The organism is Shewanella marisflavi, from assembly GCF_023283925.1.
GTDB classification, from domain to species: domain Bacteria; phylum Pseudomonadota; class Gammaproteobacteria; order Enterobacterales; family Shewanellaceae; genus Shewanella; species Shewanella marisflavi.
This window is the reverse complement of record NZ_JAKIKX010000002.1, coordinates 168687-190581: the sequence shown is the minus strand read 5'-3', so window position 1 is coordinate 190581 and position 21895 is coordinate 168687. Positions and strand designations below refer to the sequence as shown.

The 21895-nt window shown below is 47.3% G+C and carries 20 protein-coding genes; 6 read left to right on the top strand and 14 right to left on the bottom strand.

The window, feature by feature from the left end:
* The first annotated feature begins 45 nt into the window (after positions 1-45).
* The 3 genes from L2712_RS05675 (at position 46) to L2712_RS05665 (ending at position 3829) form a co-directional block, all read left to right on the top strand.
* Positions 46-1902, top strand: a complete 1857-nt coding sequence (locus tag L2712_RS05675; RefSeq protein ID WP_248977160.1) for a sensor histidine kinase — start codon at positions 46-48, stop codon at positions 1900-1902.
* Positions 1884-2483, top strand: a complete 600-nt coding sequence (locus L2712_RS05670) for a response regulator transcription factor (protein ID WP_248977159.1) — start codon at positions 1884-1886, stop codon at positions 2481-2483. Before L2712_RS05675 ends, L2712_RS05670 begins: the two co-directional genes overlap by 19 nt.
* 260 nt (positions 2484-2743) lie before the next feature.
* Positions 2744-3829 carry a serine hydrolase domain-containing protein gene (locus L2712_RS05665; RefSeq protein WP_346347560.1) on the top strand — a complete coding sequence of 362 codons (1086 nt, stop codon included), beginning with the start codon at positions 2744-2746 and terminating at the stop codon, positions 3827-3829.
* Between the two features lie 110 nt (positions 3830-3939).
* Here L2712_RS05665 and L2712_RS05660 read toward each other — a convergent pair whose 3' ends face one another.
* The 4 genes from L2712_RS05660 to L2712_RS05645 all read right to left on the bottom strand — a co-directional run bounded on the left by L2712_RS05660 (position 3940) and on the right by L2712_RS05645 (position 8339).
* On the bottom strand, positions 3940-5373 hold the full coding sequence (locus L2712_RS05660; RefSeq protein ID WP_248977157.1) for a sulfotransferase: 1434 nt from the start codon (positions 5371-5373) through the stop codon (positions 3940-3942).
* Positions 5374-5787: 414 nt separating this feature from the next.
* Positions 5788-6546 carry a tRNA-uridine aminocarboxypropyltransferase gene (locus tag L2712_RS05655; RefSeq protein ID WP_248977156.1) on the bottom strand — a complete coding sequence of 253 codons (759 nt, stop codon included), beginning with the start codon at positions 6544-6546 and terminating at the stop codon, positions 5788-5790.
* Between the two features lie 135 nt (positions 6547-6681).
* Entirely contained in the window at positions 6682-7995 is a 1314-nt protein-coding gene (gene pssA / locus L2712_RS05650) for a CDP-diacylglycerol--serine O-phosphatidyltransferase (protein ID WP_033540509.1), read from the bottom strand.
* 11 nt (positions 7996-8006) lie between these two features.
* Positions 8007-8339, bottom strand: coding sequence for a DUF1904 domain-containing protein (locus L2712_RS05645; RefSeq protein WP_033540510.1), 333 nt, complete (start codon positions 8337-8339; stop codon positions 8007-8009).
* A gap of 228 nt (positions 8340-8567) precedes the next feature.
* Between L2712_RS05645 and L2712_RS05640 the strand changes: the two genes are divergently transcribed.
* On the top strand, positions 8568-8744 hold the full coding sequence (locus tag L2712_RS05640) for a hypothetical protein (protein WP_088904636.1): 177 nt from the start codon (positions 8568-8570) through the stop codon (positions 8742-8744).
* Positions 8745-8792: 48 nt separating this feature from the next.
* A complete protein-coding gene (gene dacB, locus L2712_RS05635) occupies positions 8793-10283 on the top strand; it encodes a D-alanyl-D-alanine carboxypeptidase/D-alanyl-D-alanine endopeptidase (RefSeq protein ID WP_248977155.1) in 1491 nt (496 codons plus the stop codon).
* Positions 10284-10342: 59 nt separating this feature from the next.
* Here the strand turns inward: dacB and L2712_RS05630 are convergent, their stop codons facing one another.
* The 10 genes from L2712_RS05630 to aroA all read right to left on the bottom strand — a co-directional run bounded on the left by L2712_RS05630 (position 10343) and on the right by aroA (position 20309).
* A complete protein-coding gene (locus L2712_RS05630; RefSeq protein WP_033540512.1) occupies positions 10343-12094 on the bottom strand; it encodes an acyl-CoA dehydrogenase in 1752 nt (583 codons plus the stop codon).
* A gap of 146 nt (positions 12095-12240) precedes the next feature.
* Complete coding sequence (locus L2712_RS05625) at positions 12241-12783, bottom strand: DUF2058 domain-containing protein (protein WP_248977154.1); 543 nt, start codon at positions 12781-12783, stop codon at positions 12241-12243.
* A gap of 43 nt (positions 12784-12826) precedes the next feature.
* The gene (locus tag L2712_RS05620) at positions 12827-13636 is read right to left on the bottom strand and encodes an SDR family oxidoreductase (protein WP_248977153.1); all 810 of its coding nucleotides are present in this window, start codon (positions 13634-13636) and stop codon (positions 12827-12829) included.
* Between the two features lie 65 nt (positions 13637-13701).
* A complete protein-coding gene (pyrF, locus tag L2712_RS05615; RefSeq protein ID WP_033540515.1) occupies positions 13702-14397 on the bottom strand; it encodes an orotidine-5'-phosphate decarboxylase in 696 nt (231 codons plus the stop codon).
* Between the two features lie 35 nt (positions 14398-14432).
* On the bottom strand, positions 14433-15593 hold the full coding sequence (gene lapB, locus L2712_RS05610; RefSeq protein WP_248977152.1) for a lipopolysaccharide assembly protein LapB: 1161 nt from the start codon (positions 15591-15593) through the stop codon (positions 14433-14435).
* A gap of 1 nt (position 15594) precedes the next feature.
* Positions 15595-15912: a LapA family protein gene (locus tag L2712_RS05605; protein WP_033540517.1), complete on the bottom strand. Its 318-nt coding sequence runs from the start codon at positions 15910-15912 to the stop codon at positions 15595-15597.
* A 122-nt stretch (positions 15913-16034) separates the two neighbouring features.
* On the bottom strand, positions 16035-16322 hold the full coding sequence (gene ihfB / locus L2712_RS05600) for an integration host factor subunit beta (RefSeq protein WP_033540518.1): 288 nt from the start codon (positions 16320-16322) through the stop codon (positions 16035-16037).
* A gap of 72 nt (positions 16323-16394) precedes the next feature.
* On the bottom strand, positions 16395-18062 hold the full coding sequence (rpsA, locus tag L2712_RS05595; RefSeq protein WP_033540519.1) for a 30S ribosomal protein S1: 1668 nt from the start codon (positions 18060-18062) through the stop codon (positions 16395-16397).
* Between the two features lie 99 nt (positions 18063-18161).
* The gene (cmk, locus tag L2712_RS05590) at positions 18162-18854 is read right to left on the bottom strand and encodes a (d)CMP kinase (RefSeq protein ID WP_248977151.1); all 693 of its coding nucleotides are present in this window, start codon (positions 18852-18854) and stop codon (positions 18162-18164) included.
* Positions 18855-19028: 174 nt separating this feature from the next.
* Positions 19029-20309: a 3-phosphoshikimate 1-carboxyvinyltransferase gene (aroA, locus tag L2712_RS05585; protein WP_033540521.1), complete on the bottom strand. Its 1281-nt coding sequence runs from the start codon at positions 20307-20309 to the stop codon at positions 19029-19031.
* Positions 20310-20689: 380 nt separating this feature from the next.
* Here aroA and L2712_RS05580 point away from each other — a divergent pair, with 380 nt between their 5' ends.
* On the top strand, positions 20690-21880 hold the full coding sequence (locus L2712_RS05580) for an amino acid aminotransferase (protein ID WP_248977150.1): 1191 nt from the start codon (positions 20690-20692) through the stop codon (positions 21878-21880).
* Positions 21881-21895 lie beyond the last annotated feature (15 nt).

Sequence of the window (21895 nt, the reverse complement as noted above, 5' to 3'; positions counted from 1 at the left end):
TGTCGATTCGGACAAATCCTAGCCATCAAGCACCTGAATGCTAGATTGCGTAACATTGGAGGCGTCGCTTTACTGCTCTTCTTGCTGGCCAGCCAGGTTAATGTCGTTATGGCTAATGGCATCACACCTACAGATGCTAGCAACAAGGGGCAAACATATACCGTAGGGGCACTTGCTTTTGCCGATCCTGATATCGTTTATCAGCGATGGGCCCCCTCTTTAGCCAGAGTGTCAGCGCAAACCGGTATCGACCTGATATTGATCCCCCTTAGACCTGATCAGCTGGTTGAAAGAGTGTCAAATAATGCCCTTGATTTCATCATAGGTAACGCACTTATCACAGTGGCTTTAAAAAAAGACTATGGTGTCAGTCATCTACTAACGCTTGTGCCCCTCAAACATGCTAATCCTGAGCAAGCCGTAGGTACTGCATTGATTGCTAAGCGCTCACTTAATATCGATACGTTACAGGATCTCAAGCGGCTGAAGCTTGTATCTTCGGATCCCAATGCATTTGGTGGCTTTCAAATCTTTGCCGGTGAACTGATCGATCAAGGCATCAACCCTTATAAGGATCTTAAAAACCTCAAATTTGTCGGATTTCCTCAAGAGAAATTAGTCAATTATTTGCAAGACGGCAGTGCCGATGTGGCCATTTTGCCCAGTTGCGTGCTCGAATCGTTAGTCTCTCAGAAAAAGGTTCGAGAGGAAGAGTTTCATGTGCTGTTGCCGCAATTTCACCAAGGATTTAACTGCCAAACTTCGGGCTCCCTCTACCCGGGTTATGCCTTCTCAAAGTTAGGTAATACCGAACATCAAATTGCACGCCAAATAGTACGTGCACTACTCGATATCAATCAAGACGATCAAGAGGCTAAGATCGGGCGTTATCTTAACTGGTCTGTTCCCGTTGAGGATAGTCAGGTATTTAGCCTTTTAAAACGCCTAGAGCGTTGGCCATTCGTCACAAACTGGCAGCGACTGGTAGAAAAGGCGATTCCGTGGGTCCTGGTGGTCGCTATCATCTTGCTGCTTGGTTACTTTCATCACCTTAGGGTAAAAAGATTGGTAATAAAACGAACTCAGGCACTTAGTGATGAAATGACCCAACATGAAAACACCCAAAAGGCCCTCTTTGAACAACAAAAACAGTTTTACAGAGCTCAACGCATTCTATTAACCGGTGAAATGGCCTCAGGGATTGCTCATGAGCTCAATCAACCTCTGGCAGGCATTCGCTATTTGGCCCAAGGAAGTATCTACCGATTGACCGATACGCAGACCGACCTAAAGCATGCGCTGAGCAAGATGTTACAACAGGTAGACCGAGCGCAAAATACCATAAAGCGATTTCGGCAGTTTTGCCAGCAACCGAGTGTTTACCAAGATAATGATCTTAAAGAGCTTATCGAAGATACACTCAATTTAATGCAACCTGACTTTAACCGGATAAGCCTTAAACCTCAGCTTTTCTTATGGCCACTGACGGTTAATGTCGATGCCAGTCTAATGCAGCAGGTCTTTGTCAATTTGCTACGTAACTCATTAGATGCCATGGAAGAGTGTCCCGAGCCACAACTTGCCATCGCGATTACCAATGATGCTGACAATGCCATCATTACCGTCAGTGACGCAGGCACAGGCCTAAGTGACGCGGCATTAAAGCGCTTGTTTTTTCCCTTTGAAACATCTAAGGCTAATGGCCTGGGTTTGGGAATGGTAGTCTGCAAGCGCATCATAGAGGAGCATGGCGGTAAGATCCGTGCCTTTAATAACCACACCGCAGTAAACAAAGAACCGCTAGTGCAAGATTTTGGAAAGCAATTTCCTCATTTCGACACTGGCCTAACCATAGTCGTCACTCTGCCCCTTAAGGAGACTCGATGTGTAAGCTCTATTTAGTCGATGATGATCAAGACGTTTTGGACTCCCTACATTGGATGCTTGAGGGGATGGGCTATAGCCCTGAGACCTTTTTAAACGCAGATAGTTTCCTCGCAAAGGTCGACCTGCAACAACCGGGTGTTGCCATCTTGGATATTCAGATGCCCGGTATGGATGGTATCGAACTGCTACAACATATTCGCCAGCAAGGCAGCCCACTGAGCGTGATCATGTTAACGGGTCACGGTACGATTTCGATGGCGGTTCAGGCGATACAACAAGGCGCGTTAGATTTTTTAGAAAAACCAGCTGACGGAGATAAATTACTCGATTTATTGATAAAGGCTAAGCAAGCGACCCAGCACGCTTTTGAACGTCAGGCGCTGAAACTCAGTATCGCTCAACGTCTTGCACTGTTAAGCCCGCGGGAGCAGCAAGTCATGAACTATGTGTTAGCTGGCAAGCTTAATAAAGTCATTGCCGCAGAACTGAATGTGGCCCAGCGAACCGTCGAGCTTCACCGTCAAAAAGTGATGCAAAAAATGCAAGTGAGTAACGTTGCTGAGTTGGCCTATTTAACGGCGCTGCACAAGAGTTAATCGATTGATTGCCGAGTGCATAAAAGTATGCCTATGATTATTAAAAGGTTACTCTAAATTTAGTCGTTATGAGCATCAAAACTACAAGCGAAACCTTACATCTTTAGAGAGACGCAGTTACTATGATGGCAGCGAGCCTTCATTTTCAAAGCTTGAGCAAAACCGCAATTATAATAACGGATATTTAAATTTTCATGTTTCCTAAGCCGCTCTTAACAAGTCTAGTATTTGCCAGTTCTCTCTTTTTTATTCAAACATCTTTGGCCCAATCGCTCTCTGCCAACACCTTGGGTGAGCGTTTCGCGAAACAGTTCAAACAGAGCCTAAAGCAAGAAAAGGTGCCTGGTGGCGCCTTTGTGATCGTTCAAGGTACCAACATTGTCAAACTTGGCACCTATGGTAAACGTCAGCAAGGCAGAAATAAGAAAATTGATGCCGATACTGTATTTCGACTTGCGTCTGTATCAAAAACCTTTGCGGGCACATTGGCGAGTCAGTTGGTGCATGAACATCAACTCAGTTGGCAGCAACCGATTAATCAGTATCTACCAGAGTTTTCTTTAGCGGAGCCTGCTCAGAGTAAGGCGATCACCCTGGGGCACATCATAGGCCAAAGTACGGGGCTGATGCCAAATAGCTACGACAACTTGGTCAACGCAAATGTGGCGCTAGATAAGATCATCCCCAAATTTAGCGAACTCTCCCCCATCTGCGCCCCTGGTATCTGTTATAGCTATCAAAACGTAGCCTTTTCGTTTATTGAACAAGCAATCGAACGCGAAAGCGGCAAAAGTTACGAATCCTTGCTTAAAAATAGACTGTTTACACCGCTAGCCATGGATACGGCATCAATTGGATATGACGCTTTTACTCAGACGCCTAATCGCGCCGAGCCTCATATCAAAACGCGATATGGTTTTAAACAGGTTAAGGTCAAACCTAATTACTACCAACTGGCTCCTGCCGCTGGCGTGAATGCCAGTATCAAGGATATTGCAAAATGGTTGGTCGCCAACATGGGCCACAAACCAGAGGTGATCTCACCGCGCGTACTTGAAGATGTCACCACACCGGGTGTGCGAACCAGCAAAGAGCTACGCCGGCGTGACTGGACTCCTTACCTTGACGATGCCCATTACGGTAAAGGTTGGCGAATTTATCAATTTAACGGTCATAAGCTGATTTATCATGCTGGCTGGGTGGCGGGATATGTTGCTGAAGTGGCATATTCACCTGAACTTGATTTAGGTATGGCAATGCTACTTAACGGCGAGTCGCGAGTGATCAGTGAGCTCGGTGCAAAGTTCTGGAAAGAGGTTTTTGCACAGCAAAAGCGTGACAGTTAAATGCCTACCTTTTTCCGGCGTGCGCCTAAGGGACCAAAGGCATTTTCCCCAATGAAAGAAGGCGTCATAGATAAAGGATAACTTTTGATGAGGGCGTCATATTCCTGCCCTCATCCCTCTTTGCTCTTGTTACAAAATTCGAAAAGCAGATCCTGACTTTCCTTAGGCGACAAAGCGAGGTCCTCGACGTTCAGTGTTAAAAAAGTGCTAGGCATCAGCGCCTTCCAACAACCGACAAGCTCAAGGTATTCGTCCCGAAAGGCGGCAAACTCTTTAGCGTCACACAGATAAGCTGGACTGTTTTCGAAATAGTGCTGCATCACCTCTTGGGTATGAGGAGCTAACTCTCGATTAAGATGTATTACCCTGGCTTGAGGAAATAACTTCATCAATAGCGGTAAGACTTGCACGTCGGCTGCGCTAAGTTTAATAAAAGGTCCTACCGACTCTCCATCTCCCATATTATCTAGGGCTAACCTACCTTCACTATTTTGCATCTGTGAGAGCTTTACCAGATAGCGCTCGGCAAGCTCATTCAATTGAACTTGATTAAGATCTAGGACGCAGCGCGGATAATGTTTAGCCGTCAATCTATAGGCCTCGTCTAACACTGTTTGTGTTGCGGATGACGCCTCTTGATAAACATGACAATTACCCATGGATAACAATGTTTTTCTGAGTATTTGAAAGCCACCTAATGGCAAAGCGATGACAAATATTGGACTAAATTGATTAGCATTTGCTTGCAGCACTAAGCTGTCTGGCGAGATAAACCTCCTCACCGATTGGCTGACAAGGATCTGCTCTTCTGTGCTACGAGGCGTGAGGCTGTGCTGAAGTTTATTGGCTGACTCAAAGTAAGGTGTCGCATCTTCCTGGTTATATATGCTTTGCAACTGCGCTTCGGCGTAGGCAAGCTTCACTTTCATAGACAATGAACAAGCGTCGGTTAGAGTATTCGCGCGTTTTAGGTAAGTCAGCAGGCCTATTAGTTCATCGCGTCTATCAGTGACCAGGTGACCAAGGCGCGCCAATGCCAGCAGGCAATCTACGCCGAGAGCAACTACTTCAGTCTCCATTATGACCACAGGGGATTGGGTAGCCGTCTCGTTCGAGCCTTGTTTAGCCACATCTGTGAGCAGGTCGTTTAAGGCTAATAGAAAATGACTCTTGGCCTGCATGGGCTCCCCCATCAGTACCTGTTGCACACCAAGTTGATACCTAAGTTCGGCAGAGTCTGGCGCTATCTGATTAGCATAATTGAGCACCATTAGCGCATCTTCGTGGTCGCCAAGCAGATTGTAGGCTCTAGCCAGTAGTTCAAGTGGTATGGTTTCGCCTGACAAGTAGCCACAGGCTTTATTGATCAGCTGCTCGGCGTCTCTAGCATCGCCTTGGAGCAAGGCCAGCTCACCGAGTCCAAGGTAGGTCAAGCCCTTCTCGTGCTCGGTAAGCGGTTGTTTGAGCGCCTCATTAAAGAGTCTGCTCGCGGCCAGATATTCGCCTTTAGCAAGATAATTCTGGGCTTGTGATAAAGAAGACAAGGGCAACCTTTATAACGACAGTTTTTAAGCAGTATCTCCATTAAGCCATGTTAAGCGATTGTTGTATATGATTTTATACATATGACTATCTGCAGATGGCGCCTAGCAAAGAGTTATCAGGCGAGCCTGGTCACCGCTAAATCGCCCCAGCTTTGACAAAATGCCCATCGATTTTGTTTACAAAAGTAGATTGCCTGATACCGGTTATAGCTGAGTTCTGCGGGCTCTAACTCGATGACATGAGCATAACGGAGATCAAGGTTTGAGGGGGTGAGCAGTAGCGCTAATAAGCTGCATACGAGTAAAAGTCGAAACATAGCAACTCCTTAGTCTGAGAGAGGTAACGCCCCTCATCTAAAGAGGCTATCTGTTAACTATAAGAAACTATTGCTGCCTGCGCAAAACCTGCGCCGACTATTTCATTGTCGCTAAAGAGTCTCGAAAAGCTTGTTTTAGAGTGTCGAGCGGCGTTAAGTCTTGGGTACTCTTGCGGCTGCGGCTGTAAAGAGAGGACTCGATAAAGAGCGAGAACCAAGCCGATAGACTATTGGCATTACGCTCCTCTCCTGCGGCGCTTAATACCAAGCTGGCGACTTCCGCTGTGCCTAGTTGAAAATCTCGACTGCCCTTACGCAGTCCATAGCGAGCGGCTGCATCGGGTGCGAAGGATAATATCGGCAGATGATGCAGGTAAGTGCTCTTATTGAACATCTTAATCGCCTCACGCCAACTTCCGTCCAGCAGCACGAACAGAGGCCGTTTTTGATGTTGCTGTATGTGTTGTGGCAGATGAGTATCACTTACCACGCTTTGTCCGGGCATGGCATATTCACTTGGAAACACCAGATAAGGCTGATATTCATCGGTTTCCAGCAGCTTTAACATTTTATTGTTGGTTAGAGTCCGATTCCAAATAAAGGCATGGGTATCTGGGATCATATCGGCGATCAACCTGCCTGAATTGCTCGGCTTTAATACCTCATCATCATACATGATCAGCAAAAAGCTTAAGTTTGAGTCGAGCATTTGCCTTTCATCGCAGGTGCAGTAGGTTTTTGCGAGTAAACAAGCTTCACATCGGTCGAGATTTTTACCTCGTGCATTATAGGGCCGAGTCGAAATCGCTTTTCGATATTGATAACGCTGATGTACTGCGTGGGGCAAGAACGCCATGTGTTCACCTGGAAAATTTATAAAATCACTAACAACTAAGTTAATCGACGATAGGTAATTGTAGACCGCCGGGGAGTCAGACAGAAAGCGAAAAGGCGAACCTTGTTGTTCGCCTTTTTTACCCGAGTCACACCATTACAGAATGCGACGTAACAGAAAGTCGGCTCTAAGGCGCCTAATACGGTTCATGATTTTGCGAACCGGCTTAGGATAGCTGTGTAAGGTATCTATCTGACTGTAATGGTATAAACGCTCTGTATGCTCGAGTATGTGTGCCTGCTCTTGCTTAAACTGCTCTGTCCAAGCGTTGGTTTCATCTTGAAGCAACAAGCCGTTTTCAAGATCTAACGCCCAGGCTCGCGGATTCAAGTTCGAGCCGGTGATCAGGTGGCACTGATCATCTGCGCTAATCCCCTTCAGGTGATAGCTATTTCGCCCATGTTTCCACAGGTGAATGTTCAGCAGGCCCTCGTCGATGGCCCACTGCTGGCGCTTGGCAAACTTGCGCAGCGACTGTTCATACATATAGGGCAACGCCCCTATGGTTGAAAATTTCTCTTCCGGTGGAATATAAAAATCATTTGCGGTTTTATCGCCAACCACAATATCTATCCGCTTTCCTTTACGTAGATGTTTGGCTAAGGCCCTGGAAAGAATATACGGCGGGTTAAAGTAAGGTGTGCAGATAAATAGCGAACGTTGAGATTGAGATACCAGATCGATAACCAATTTGTTCAGCTTATTTTTCTTACGCCCAAGGCCAACAACAGGTGTGATGCGATTACCGGTCTTGGTCGAATGATAGCGATACTTAGCTTTTGCCAATCGCTGCTTTAGACTGCGGACATCATTTTTCTCTGGCAACTGTTCGTTTGCTCTGTCCTGAGTAAGCGAAGTGACCGCTTTATCTTTAACGATATACTCAAAGACCATCTCTCGCATTGAACTGGCTAACTCAGCCGACTCAATCACGTGGTAACGATCGAAACGATAACGATCACCCTGATGCAGGTAGATGTTATTCAAACTCGCGCCGCTATAGATCACGGTATCGTCAATGATAAATCCTTTGAGATGGAGAACCCCCATAAACTCTCTCGACTTTACCGGTACCCCCAAAATACTAATGGGATGCTCAGCACTGTTCACCACCTCTTGATACATGAGGTAATTACCGCTATCGCCTTTATGGCCGATCAGCCCGCGTCGCGCTCGGTGAAAATCCACCAATACCGTGATATCGAGTTCAGGGCGCGCTGCTTTTGCGGCCATAAGCGCGCCTAACACCTCTCTGCCTGCCTCATCATCTTCTAGATAAAGCGCAGCAATAGTGATGGCTTTCTTAGCCTTAGCGATCTGTGAGAGTAATTCGGCTTTTAGCGCCGAAGGCGTCAGCAACCAACGAATTGCATCGGTCGGTAACGCTATGCCACCTAGCTTATCCAGCAAGGTATCCTCCTTTAAAAATGGTGACCATCACGGTAGTAGCAGTCAGGCGTTAATGCCTGAAACATGATTGAGATATGTTTAACAGGCGAATGTACAGCGAATATGGCCTGACGAATGTTCTGCTCTACTGTATGACGTGTATTGGGATCTTTGGCGAACCAAAGCACTTCGACCTGCACAAAATGATTGTCTTGTGCGCCGCCTCGATAACTAATGCTAGGTACCCAATCTAAGGTAAAGCTCTCAGGCTTTAGCTGACATGTTTCGGCGAGTGTATCGAGTAAAGTATTACTCATAGTGCATACCGCTTCTTGCGGTAAACCGCGCATACGAATGTGTGGCATACTGGCCCCGTCCCAAATCTTAAGGGGTAGAAATTACCGATTTAAGTGGTTTGGAGCAAGGCTTTTCTGTTTCAGGCTAATGTCTAAGCCCAAAAGCGCGTTAAAATTAAACAGAATGATGATAAATGGGTGCTTGTTAGGCGCCTAAAGCTTAATTCTTATTTAAGTCACGTCGATGCATCGCAAAACACGATATAATGCCAGGCTCAGAAAATATAAGGTCTCAACATGAATAAAAAGATTTTATTAACCTTGGCCGTGACGCTACTAGCCGCGTGGGGGATATTTCACTTTAAAGCGCAACTTGGTTTTTTCGTCCTGCCACTGTTTATCATTCTGGTGCTCTATGTCACCTTGCGTCTCTATCGACTCATGGAAAAAGATGAGCCTCAGCAAGATGACTAGCCGCGACAACTTAGCCTCGACAACTATACAAGGACGTTAATGACATCGATGTTTAAGAAAATCGGGATATCTGGTGCTGTTTTAGGCGCACTACTCTTTATGCCTTCGCTCAGTGCTGCCCCAAGTGAAGGCGATGGCTATTACGATAATCTCATGTCAGTGATTGCGCCACCTCATTCCCAAGTTGCCGTAATAGCCAAAGATCTTGCTAGCGATACACTTATCTATCAACATAACGCAGACACGCTACTCTTACCTGCCAGCACTCAGAAGTTGCTTACCGCACTTGCGGCCAAAGCCCAATTAGGTGATGAATTTCGTTTTACGACGCGTTTTCAATCCAAGGCAAAAGTAAATCAGGGCACTCTCAAAGGCAATCTCTATCTTCTCTTTAGCGGCGATCCCACTTTAACCACAGAAAACCTGAGAGACTTGCTCAAGGCGCTTGCCGATAAAGGAGTACGCCAAATTGAAGGCAATCTATTACTTGTCGGTGAATCGGATGAACAGACACGTGCACCAGGATGGGTCTGGGACGACCTGGGGATCTGTTACGCAGCGCCCGTCTCTAGCTTCGTCATTAATCAAAATTGCGTCCTAGGTCAACTTAAACCAAAACTGGCGAGTAACGATAGCATACTCAAGTTTCCTCGTTACCAGCCCATCAAGGTATCAACCACGGCTAAATTTGATAAAACCCAGCAAGAGCCGTTTTGCGAACTTCGACTGGCACGCTTACCTGATAACCATTTCCACCTGAGTGGCTGCTACCCCGGCGATAAGGCGCTTAACCTTGCCATTGCAGTTGATGACCCAGCCCTCTTTGCTAAGCAGACAATGGCGCAGCTATTAAAGACAGCGAACATCAAACTCAAAGGTGAGTTGGCTGTGGCCAGTCACCTGCCCGCCGGGCTGTCGACATTAGCCAGCCATGATTCTAACCCTTTGCCAGCGCTTTTAGAGGTAATGCTACAAGACTCGGACAATCTCATTGCCGACAGCCTGTTTAAAGCCATTGGCGCGAGCTACTATCGTCAGGCAGGTAATTTTGTTGTCGGCGCGAAAGCTGTTAAGGCTATTTTGGGGGCTTTAGGCATAGACCTGAGCCACGCACAGATCATCGATGGTTCCGGTTTATCCAGATATAACCTGCTTTCAGCCCAGCAACTGGCGCAGGTATTGACTGTGGTCGCTAAAGATGAGCGATTTGACGAACTGATTGACCTCCTTCCCGTCGCTGGCGTAAGTGGCACCTTGACCTACAAACGAGGTTATCGGCAGGCGCCTCTAAAAACGAGAGTCGCCGCGAAGACGGGTTCGATGCAAGGCGTCGACAACTTAGCGGGTTTCCTCAATACCTATGATAAACAGCAACTCCTATTTGTCGTACTGGAAAACGGCCAGAGCAGCAAAAGCAAAAAGGAGAGTCTAGCCCCCTTCAGCGCGCTATTTTTACAGAGTCTTTTTGATACCAAGCAGCAAGTAGGCAGTAAAGCGACTAACCTCGAAGAAAGCGCTGCGGTTGATGGCTCAAAATAGAAAACGCCCGAGATGATGCGTCACCTCAGGCGTTTTTATTAGCTAAAGCGGGTTAGCCTTTAAAACTGCTCAGCTTCCATCGCCATGATACTGGTGTCTCCAGCGTTCACCTGAGCAAGGTGATAATCAACCTTTGGCAGTAGTTTCGCAAGATAGAAGTTCGCCAGTTGCTGTTTCGTTTGGGCAAATTGTACATCATGGTGATCCGCAGCTTTATCGGCCATTAACAACCAGAAATAACCATAGATCAGGTGACCAAAGGCATCGAGGAAATCAACAGCGCTGGCGTTGATCAATGCTGGACTTGTCAACTTGTGCTCATTAATGAAATGCGCCGTGGCTAACAAAGCGTCGAAACGGCTTGATACCAACGCTTTATCATCGGCTGATACATGAGTCAGATCTGATAAGGCGTTATTGGCTTCCTGTATGAATTCTTTCAGGGTACGCAGATCGTCTCCGGTCGTTTTTCTGCCCAAAAAGTCAATGGCCTGAATACCATTGGTCCCTTCATAGATCTGGGCGATACGGGTATCACGCACCAGCTGCTCTATGCCAGTTTCGCGAATATAGCCGTGACCACCAAAGACCTGCTGCGCCATCACTGCGGCATCTAAACCACGATCGCTTAGGAATGCCTTAGCCACTGGGGTTAACAGGCCAACATAGCGCGCCGCCTTTTGTTGCGCCTCACCTTCCCCAAACTTAGCAATATCCAACTGCTGTCCCGTAAAGACGGACAAGGCTCGGCCAGCTTCTGTGTAGCAACGGATATTTAACAGCATACGGCGTACATCACCGTGTACTAATATCGGGTCGCTAATCGCATCAGAGCCGCCTGCGGCTTGCCCCTGCAAACGCTCTTTGGCATATTCACTGGCCATCTGATATGCAGCCTGTGAGGTGCCCAGCCCTTGTATGCCGATCGCTAGACGCTCATAGTTCATCATGGTAAACATACAAACTAAACCGCGATTTGCCTTACCGATGAGATATCCCTGCGCTTCATCGTAATTCATCACACAAGTGGCAGAGCCTTTGAGGCCCATTTTGTGTTCGATTGAACCTACGCTAACGCCATTGGCTTCACCTAAATTACCATCGTCATCCACTTTAATCTTAGGCACCAAAAAGAGTGAGATGCCGTTACTATCCGGCAGTTTAGCCAGCACTAGGTGAATGACGTTCTCGGTAAGGTCGTGGTCACCACCGGTAATGAAGATTTTACTGCCTGAAATCAGATAACTGCCATCCTCTTGAGGCACAGCCTTAGTGCGGATATTACGCAGATCAGAGCCAGCCTGAGGCTCAGTCATGTCCATCGCACCAGCCCATTGCCCCGAATAGAGATTAGGTAGATATTTTTCTTTTAAGTCTTCGCTGCCATGTGCATTAATACACAGCGCGGCGCCAGCGGTCAACGAGCCGTAAAGCGTAAAGGCGTTACAGCCGCCGTAGGCCATCTCATCAACTAATACCCCAAGCATCTTAGGCATGCCCATGCCGCCAAATTCAGGGTCGCCGCATAGGCCTACCCATCCCCCCTCGGCATACTGGTCATATACCGCCTTATAGCCATCGGGTGTGATCACTTTGGCATCTTCGAAGCGAACACCTTGCTCATCACCAGGACGATTAATAGGATGGATAAGATCTCGTGCGATCTTGTCTGCCTCATCTAGGATAGCCAGAGCCGTATCCATATCGACTACCTCAGCAACCGACGGTAACTCGGCCCAAGTTTGCGGCGCATCAAATACGCGCTCTAACAAAAATTTCATGTCGGCTAACGGTGCCTGGTATGGATTCATTTTGACTCTCTCAAACGAAGGATTTAAACAGTTGTTTTAATCTATCTTACTTATCTTCGAGAATAAAGCCTTTTACATGAAAATTGTCTTATCGCAGGCAATAAAAAACCCCGCATTTTGTGCGAGGCTTTTTAAGGCATCATCCGTTACCACATCAGATCATCTGGGATGACATAATCGGCGTAAGGGTCGTCTTCCTCGACCTGCTGGGTATTATCATCTTGTTGCCAGAGATAACCACACCACTCAGGTACCAGTAAATTAACCCGTTCGGCAAGTTTATGGGGCACCAAATAACTCACCTCTTCGTGGCGCACGATACCCAGCTGACCATTTAACAGTTGTCCCTGAAGCTTTTCGTTGACGTATACCGAATAGATCTTAGTGCCTAAAGTATAGTTAAATTTAAGTTCACCATCTTTTGGCAAATCGATGGCACAGCGCTTAAATTCAGTGATAAGGCCTCTCACCTGCCCCTTTTCCATCGCCTGGGCAAAACGCTGCTCGTTAAGCGCCTTATCTTTGTCGATCTGCGCCTGCTTCTTAGCGGCGATCTCCTGTTTTAATGCTTCGGAACCATCATCGACCTTAGCCTTTCTGTCCCGGCGTTTCTGTGTCTTGGCATCTCGTACTTTTTGTTTACTAACGAGACCAGCTTTTAATAATTGCTCTTGAAATGGATTTGCCATTAATCTTCTCACTCATATGACAGCACATTTGGCACTGTCGATTTCACTCTTTACGTTGGGCTAACTTACCCAATTCGCTCATGGCCATACTGGCGCCGCCAAGTGACCAGCCGCCATCAACCGGCAGTATAGTGCCTGTGATATAACTCGCCAGCGGCGATGCAATAAACAGCGCGGCATTGGCAACATCTTGGCATTGTCCATTACGTTGCAATGGGACACTATGGGCTACGGCCTGTTGTAGGGCGTCACTTGGCGCTAATCGGTTAAACCCTTCTGTATCGGCAATGGGACCAGGGACTAATGAATTGACCCGAATCCCCTCTCTGCCCCATTCCAGCGCCAGACTCTTAGTCAACATATCAACGCCCGCCTTAGCGGCGCTAACATGTGACTGCATTGGCATGGCAATGTACGCCTGAGGCGCAGAGATCTGCACTATTGCGCCGCCAGGTCTGCACATCAAGGGGTAAGCCTGCTTCAATACATGAAAGCTGCCAAGCAGATCGATGTCCATAACGGATTTAAAGCCATTTTCAGATAGATCTGCCGCAGCAGCGGGAAAGTTTCCGGCTGCGCCGCTCACCAAGACATCCAGTGTTTCATATTGCTCGGCGATATGCTTAAAACCAGCCTTTAATGCATCGAGATCTCGCACATCAAAACTCACACCGAGCATCTTACCCTTGGGGTTAATTGCTTGCAGAGATTTTACTGCGGCGTCCACCTTTTCTTGACGACGACTGGCGACTGCCACATTGGCCCCTGCGCTGGCGAAGGCTTTAGCAATGCCTAAATTGATGCCGCTGGTTCCACCGACAACAAAGACATTTTTTCCTTGATAATCAAACATAGTCACTCCATCCTGATATGCGCTTGTAAGGGGCTAAGTTAGGAGCCTGTCACCTTAAGGTCAAGCTATTTCAGTGACGCGTGAATCGCCGTCAGGGCCGCAAGTGGGTCAGCCGCTTTAGTAATAGGTCTGCCGATCACCAGGTAGTCAGAACCCGCTGCCAGCGCCTCGGTTGGCGTCATCACTCGGTGCTGATCGCCCTTGTCGCTACCAGCCGGGCGTATACCTGGCGTTACTAGCTTGAACTCTGGACCAAACTCTGCCTTTAGCATACTGGCTTCTTGCGCCGAGCACACAATACCGTGAAGGCCGGCTTGCTTTGTCAACGAAGCTAAGCGTTTAACCTGTTCAGCGGCTGGAACATTAATCCCAAGCAGTGCCAGCTCGTCATCGCTCATCGAGGTCAATACGGTGACCGCGATCAGCAGCGGTGCTTGAGCGCCATAAGGTTCCAGTGCCTTTTGCGCGGCTTGCATCATAGCCAATCCACCGCTGGCATGGACATTCGTCATCCAAACGCCCAGTTCTGCAGCCGCCGTCACCGCTTTAGCCACTGTGTTGGGGATGTCATGGAATTTAAGATCCAGGAACAGGTCAAAATCACGACTATGGATCTCTTTTACCAGATCGGGGCCGAAGAGAGTAAACATCTCCTTGCCAACCTTAAGACGACACATATTGGGATCTAACTGGTCTATGAGCTGCAAAGCTTCGGATTTATTATCGTAATCTAACGCGACTATAATAGGTTTGTTGCTCATTATGCTCTCCTGTTGCTTTGCATATTATTCTTTCATTACTCCCCGTCGAGTCCACGGATCCGCTTGATGGTGCCCCAGCTCTTGCAAGAGGGGCAATGCCAATAGAGAGTATGTGACGGGAATCCACACTCGATACAGCGGTAACTAGGACGGAATTTTATCTGTTGCTCAACCAGCTCGGCTAACATGTTCAGGCTCTGTTTTGCTTGACCATCTTCGGCGTGCTGGATCTGCATTTTCATCAGATGTTGGAAACTTTTCATGGTCGGATGACGATAGAGACCATCAAGTATCAGCTTTTCAGCATCTTGCTGCTCACCTTGGGTAATCATCTGCTGTGCGAGGGTGATCGCAACGCTAGCACCTGCCCCTTGCTCTAACGCTTCACGCAGTAGCTCGCGGTAGGCACTGAGATCGTCCGTTGATTGATAGACCTCTTTAGCGATGGCGAGTGCTTCGGGGAAGATCTCGATATCGGCTTCTTTCAATCGGTTTAGCATCTCTTTGCTGCGACCATAATCTTGCTGATTCAGATAGAGCTTGGCAGCGTTTAGCATAGCGCGCCCACATTTGGGGTCCTGTTTGATGGCCTGCATCAAGTGCTTTAGTTTTAACTCGCTGTCGGAGGCTTCATCAGCCAATTCACAATAGAGGTGTGCTTGTAGGTGTTTTAGAGATTGCTGGCGTTTACGCTTCAAACTCTTGATGATATCGATTGCTTTTTGCCAATCTTTGGTCACCTGATAGATGGCAATAAGTTGATCTTCAGCTTCTTCGCTGTGATCCTCTTGGCGGACCAAATTGAGGAAAATTTCTTCGGCTCTGTCGTAGAAACCGGCAGCCAAATAATCTTTACCTAGCTCCATCATAGCAATATCGCGCTGTTCATTGGTCAGCGTCGGACGGGCGATTAGGTTTTGGTGAATTCGGATGGAGCGGTCAACCTCCCCCCTTTTACGAAACAGGGAACCAAGAGATAGGTGGGTATCAATAGTGTCATCATCCACATCCAACATGGAGATAAAGAGATCGACAGCCTTATCTGACTCGTTCGACAGAAGAAAGTTTAGGCCGGTAAAATAATCACGGCTTAACTGTTTACGCTTACTATTCTGCTTATGCCTGATACTACGGCGACCCATATACCAACCATAACCGGCGGCAATAGGTAACAACAGAAACAGAATCTCTAACATATTAAGCGTTTACTTCCTTCGCTTGATGTTCAATTTGAGAAGATGGTGGTAGCGCTTCAGCGGGAAGTTTAGCTTCTAACTGATCAATTTTCTTATTGGCGCGACGCAGTTGTAATCTGACTTTGGTGATATGGTAGATGGCAAATAACCAACTGACTAAGAAGCCTGCTAAAAACACCACACCAAGCACGACAGGTAAACGATATTCGCCCTGAGCCACAAAATAACTGATGGTCACCAGTTGCTCGTTGCGTGCACCAAACAATAAAGCCAAGACGAAAAATAGGGCGACAAGTACAGTCGCGATAAATGACTTCACGTTACTCTCCATAAACCCGTGGTGATGGATTGATTATCCAAGAATTTTAACGAACTAGCTAGCCATACCTGGAGTTTAGACATAAAAAAACCTCCTTTCGGAGGCTTTTAAAACAATGTCATTTACGAGTTGATAGCATCAACGCGCTCACGCAGTTCTTTGCCAGGCTTAAAGTGCGGTACATACTTGCCTTCCAGTTCAACTGAAGTCCCAGTCTTAGGATTACGACCTGTACGTGGTGCACGATAATGAAGGGAAAAACTACCAAAGCCACGGATCTCGATACGGTCCCCGCCTTCTAATGTTGTTGCCATCTGCTCCAACATCTCTTTAATAGCGCTTTCTACTTCTTTTGCCGACAGCTGCGACTGCCTACTGGCAAGTTTTTCGATCAGTTCGGATTTAGTCATCCTGTACCCTCTATAATCAAGCCAAACACAGTCACCTAGCGGGGATGTTGCCATCCCCGAACTTCAGGCGAATTATTTGCGAGCCGCTTTGAACGCTTCAGCCATGGCATTGCTCATAGCAACGTCATCTTGCTTGTTCAAGTTAGCCATCGCTTCCTTCTCATCAGCTTCGTCTTTCGCTTTGATAGACAGGCTGATTGAACGGTTCTTGCGATCAACACCCATGAACTTAGATTCAACAGTGTCACCTACTGAGTATACAGTAGATGCATCTTCGATGCGCTCACGAGAGATGTCAGAAACACGTAGGTAACCTTCTACGGTGTCAGCCAACTCGATAGTTACACCTTTCGCGTCTACTGCTGTAACAGTACCAGTTACGATAGCACCTTTCTTCTTATCTGCAAGATATGCATTGAAAGGATCGTCTTCAGTCTGCTTAACACCTAGGCTGATACGCTCACGCTCTGGGTCAACTGACAGTACAACTGCACTGATTTCGTCGCCCTTCTTGTAGTCAGATACAGCTTCTTCGCCAGTACCGTTCCAAGAGATATCAGATAGGTGAACTAGACCGTCGATGCCACCGTCAAGACCGATGAAGATACCGAAGTCAGTGATTGACTTGATCTTACCAGTAACTTTGTCGCCTTTAGCATAACGCTCTGCGAAGTCATCCCATGGGTTAGTCTTACACTGCTTAAGACCTAGAGAAATACGACGACGCTCTTCATCGATGTCTAACACTAGAACTTCAACTTCGTCACCTAGGTTAACAACCTTAGATGGGTGGATGTTCTTGTTAGTCCAATCCATTTCAGAAACGTGTACTAGACCTTCAACGCCTTCTTCGATTTCAACGAAGCAGCCGTAGTCAGTTAGGTTAGTGACGCGACCAGTTAACTTAGTGTTTTCTGGGTAGCGCTTGCTGATTTCTAACCATGGATCTTCGCCAAGTTGCTTAAGACCTAGTGAAACGCGAGTGCGCTCACGATCGTACTTAAGTACTTTAACGTTGATTTCGTCACCAACGTTGACGATTTCAGATGGGTGCTTAACGCGCTTCCAAGCCATATCTGTGATATGTAGAAGACCGTCTACGCCACCTAGGTCAACGAATGCACCGTAGTCAGTCAGGTTCTTAACGATACCCTTAACGGCTTGACCTTCTTGTAGGTTTTCAAGTAGCGCATCACGCTCTGCACTGCTTTCTGATTCGATAACAGCACGACGAGAAACAACAACGTTGTTACGCTTCTGGTCTAGCTTGATAACCTTGAATTCTAGTTCTTTGTTTTCTAGGTGAGCAGTGTCGCGAACTGGGCGAACGTCAACTAGAGAACCTGGTAGGAACGCACGGATACCGTTTAGTTCAACGGTGAAACCGCCTTTAACCTTACCATTGATGACACCGATTACAGTTTCAGCATCTTCGTAAGCTTTTTCTAGAACGATCCAAGCTTCGTGACGCTTAGCTTTCTCACGAGAAAGTTGAGTTTCACCGAAACCGTCTTCAACAGAGTCTAGGGCTACGTCAACTTCGTCGCCAACTGCGATTTCTAGAACGCCTTGAGCGTTTTTGAATTGCTCAGCTGGGATTGGGCTTTCAGACTTAAGACCTGCGTCAACCAGTACCATACCGTTCTGGATTGATACGACAGTACCACGAACGATAGAACCTGGACGGAACTCAAGTTGTTGAAGGGATTGTTCAAATAGATCAGCAAAAGATTCAGTCATGTTAATTTACTTTAAGTAATAAACCACAGCCCATCCTAGACGTGGAGTCAGATTAATCATTTGTCCCATCCTTGTGACAAATCATAAAAACCTTGTCCCTTAGAGGGCAAGGTCGGGTAATTTTTGCTTGATGTGTGCGAGCGCAAGCTCAACCACTTCATCAATGCCGATAGCCGTAGTATCGATCACCAATGCATCCTCGGCTGGAACCAGAGGGGCTACGGGACGATTCATATCACGTTCATCACGCTCAATGACCTCGGCTAAAAGACGGTCGATATTAACATCGAAGCCCTTGTCCTGCAACTGATTATAGCGCCTTTGGGCCCTTTCCTCAGCCGATGCCGTTAAATAAAGTTTAGCGGGTGTTGCCGGAAAGACGACAGTGCCCATATCGCGACCGTCGGCGATAAGACCAGGTGCCTCTGCAAACGCTCGTTGGCGACGCAGTAAAGCCTCGCGAACGCTAGGAAATGCGGCTACTTTGGAGGCGGCATTTGAGCACTCTTGGCTACGAATCTCATGAGAGACGTCTTCACCTTCTAAGACAACTTTAATGCCGTTTGCTTTAGCCGTAATGAATTGCACATCCAGATGTGCGGCTAAAAGCGCCAGTGATGCTTCGTTGTCCAGCTCTACGTTGTGGTGAATTGCCGCCAGGGCCAACACACGATATATGGCACCGCTATCAAGCAGCTTCCATCCTAAACGCGAAGCAAGTATTTGACTAATAGTGCCTTTACCTGCACCGCTTGGGCCGTCAATTGTGACGATGGGAGCCCGTTGTGACATATGATTCTCCAATTTAAATCTATCGTCCCTAAAGATCTTGAATGTCGTCCACGAAAAAACCGCGCGCGCATTATAAACTAAAAGCGTTTAGAAAGCGGCAAAAAGTTACGAATTAACACAATTGGAGCATGGGGCAAAGCGGGCCAAAGGATTCAGCCCGCTGTCAGTGGCAATCTACTGGGCTAAAGCTGCAAACTGCTCAAAATAACTTGGAAAGGTTTTCGATGTGCAATCGGGGTCGTTGATTGTGATCCCACAATCGGCAAAGGCTAACAGCGAAAAACACATAGCCATGCGATGATCGTTATAGGTGTCGATATCGGCAGTGTTTAACTTAGCCGGCGGTGTCACGCTAATATAGTCGTGGCCTTCTTCGACAATGGCGCCGACTTTACGCAGTTCGGTGGCCATGGCAGCTAAACGGTCAGTTTCCTTGATACGCCAGTTATAGATGTTTCTTAAAGTGGTTGTGCCTTTAGCAAATAGCGCGGCTGTCGCTATGGTCATGGCGGCATCTGGGATATGATTCATATCCAGATCAACGGCATTGAGCGCAGCACTTCTGGCAATTATGTAATCGTCGCCCCACTCTATTTCTGCGCCCATTTTTTCGAGCACATCGGCAAACTTTACGTCGCCCTGGATACTTTTTAGTCCTACGCCAGTGACTTTGACTTCACCACCTTGAATGGCACCCGCGGCAAGGAAGTAAGAGGCTGATGAGGCATCGCCTTCAACTAACACAGTACCTGGTGAAACATAGTGTTGACCTGCTGGGATCTCAAAGCGTTCATAGTCATGATTGATCACCTTAACCCCAAACTGGGCCATCAGGGCAACGGTAATGTCGATATAAGGTTTAGAAACTAACTCGCCTTTAATCTTAATATTGACCTGCTCTTTCGCCAGTGGTGCAACCATGAGCAGTGCAGTTAAAAACTGACTCGACAAATCACCTGCGATCTCAACATCACCACCATTTAGCCCAGTAGCATTGACCGTTAACGGCGGGAAACCGGGTTGTTTAAGGTATTGTATATCGGCCCCTAGGGCGCTCAAGGCATCAACCAGGTCGCCAATAGGACGTTCTTCCATACGAGGCTCACCCGTTAAGGTAAATTCCCCTTGGCCTAAGGTTAAAGCAGCGCACAGTGGCCGCATTGCTGTGCCAGCATTACCCAAGAACAGGCTTTGCGCTTGATCACTGCTGATTGGACCGCTTAGGCCTTCAAGCTCACAGACTGTATTATTGTCTGATAACTGAAATTTTACGCCCAGTTGTTTCAGTGACGTCAGCATATGGCGGATATCATCAGAATCGAGCAGATTGGTCAGCCGGGTTTTACCTTCAGCTAAGGTCGCCAATAACAGGGCACGGTTTGAGATGCTCTTGGAACCAGGAATATTGACGGTACCTTGAACCTTAGTTATGGGATCGAGTCGTAGTTGTTTCATTAATCACATCTTCATTGATAGCAACCCATCTTTGGCTGCGAATTATTGATACTTGGTGTTGCCATCACGACAAAATGGCCGTCTGCTCAATCGACCTGAGCCTCGTGGTTATAAAATTACTGATTGAGGCCCACTATTCAACCCTTTTTTGCATTTTAGGGCGCTTAATGAGTAATTTTCTTTCTAACCCCTATAAATGTTCCAAAATCAGGGTGCCCGTCCCCTCGATTTAACGTAGCTGGCATGAATATTTGCCAACTGCGGTAGATTATAAAATCTGTATTAGCGCTGTAATTTAGTCATGAATTTAGTTTATCCTTAGCCTACGCAAAGCGCCGGCCATTTACGGCCTATAACAATAGATAAAGGTAGTTGGAACTATGTTCGAGAAACTTTCCCCTATGCCCGCCGATCCTATTCTTGGGCTTATGGCTAAATACCGCGAAGATCCTCAGGCCAATAAGGTCGATCTTGGTGTGGGTGTATTTAAAGATGAAGCGGGTAACACCCCTATTTTGGCCTGTGTTAAACGTGCTGAGCAGCACCGTATCGACACTGAGGAAACAAAAGTTTACATAGGTCCCACGGGCTCCCCTACCTTCAACCAACTCATCGGTGAACTGGCATTTGGCCAAGATAACCCTGCGCTACTTGCCGATCGCATTCGCACCGTCTCAACACCGGGTGGCACAGGCGCGCTCAGAGTGGCCGCTGATTTCATCAAGCGTATTAACCCAAATAGTGTCATCTGGGTCAGCGACCCGACCTGGGCTAACCACACAGGTTTATTTGAAGCGGCGGGCATTAAGGTAAAGACCTACCCTTACTACGATCATGAAAACAAGACCTTAAAATTCGACGAGATGATGGCTACCCTAGCCAACATAGGCTCAGACGATGTTGTGCTATTTCATGCTTGCTGCCATAACCCAAGCGGCATGGATCTCACCAATGAACAATGGGATAAGGTGATTGCTTTAACTAAGCAACAGGGCTTTACACCACTCATTGACATGGCTTACCAAGGCTTTGGTGATGGCGTAGACGAAGATGCTTACGGTGTGCGTCAGATGGCGGCTCAGGTCGATGATATGATCCTGTGCACCTCATGCTCTAAAAACTTTGGCCTGTACCGCGAGCGGATCGGGGCCTGCTCTTTAGTGGCGAAAGACAGCCAAGCCGCTAATGTCGCCTATTCGGTACTCTTGTATGTAGTTCGCTGCATCTACTCAATGCCACCTGCACACGGCGCAGCCATAGTCGAAACGATTCTCGGCTCAGCGGAGTTAAAGCAGCAATGGCTTGAAGAGTTGAAGGAGATGCGCGATCGCATCAATGGTAATCGCGCCATGCTAGTCAATAAACTGATCGAGAAAGGGGTAACACGCGATTTCAGCTTCATAGCCGAGCAGAAAGGCATGTTCTCATTCTTGGGGATCACCCGTGAACAAGTGGCCAAGCTACAGAGTGATCATAGCATCTACATGGTCGACTCAAGCCGTATCAGCATCGCAGGTATAGGCACAGGTAACGTGGATTACCTTGCGGAATCTATCGCAAAAGTACTGTAATGACCATAATCATGG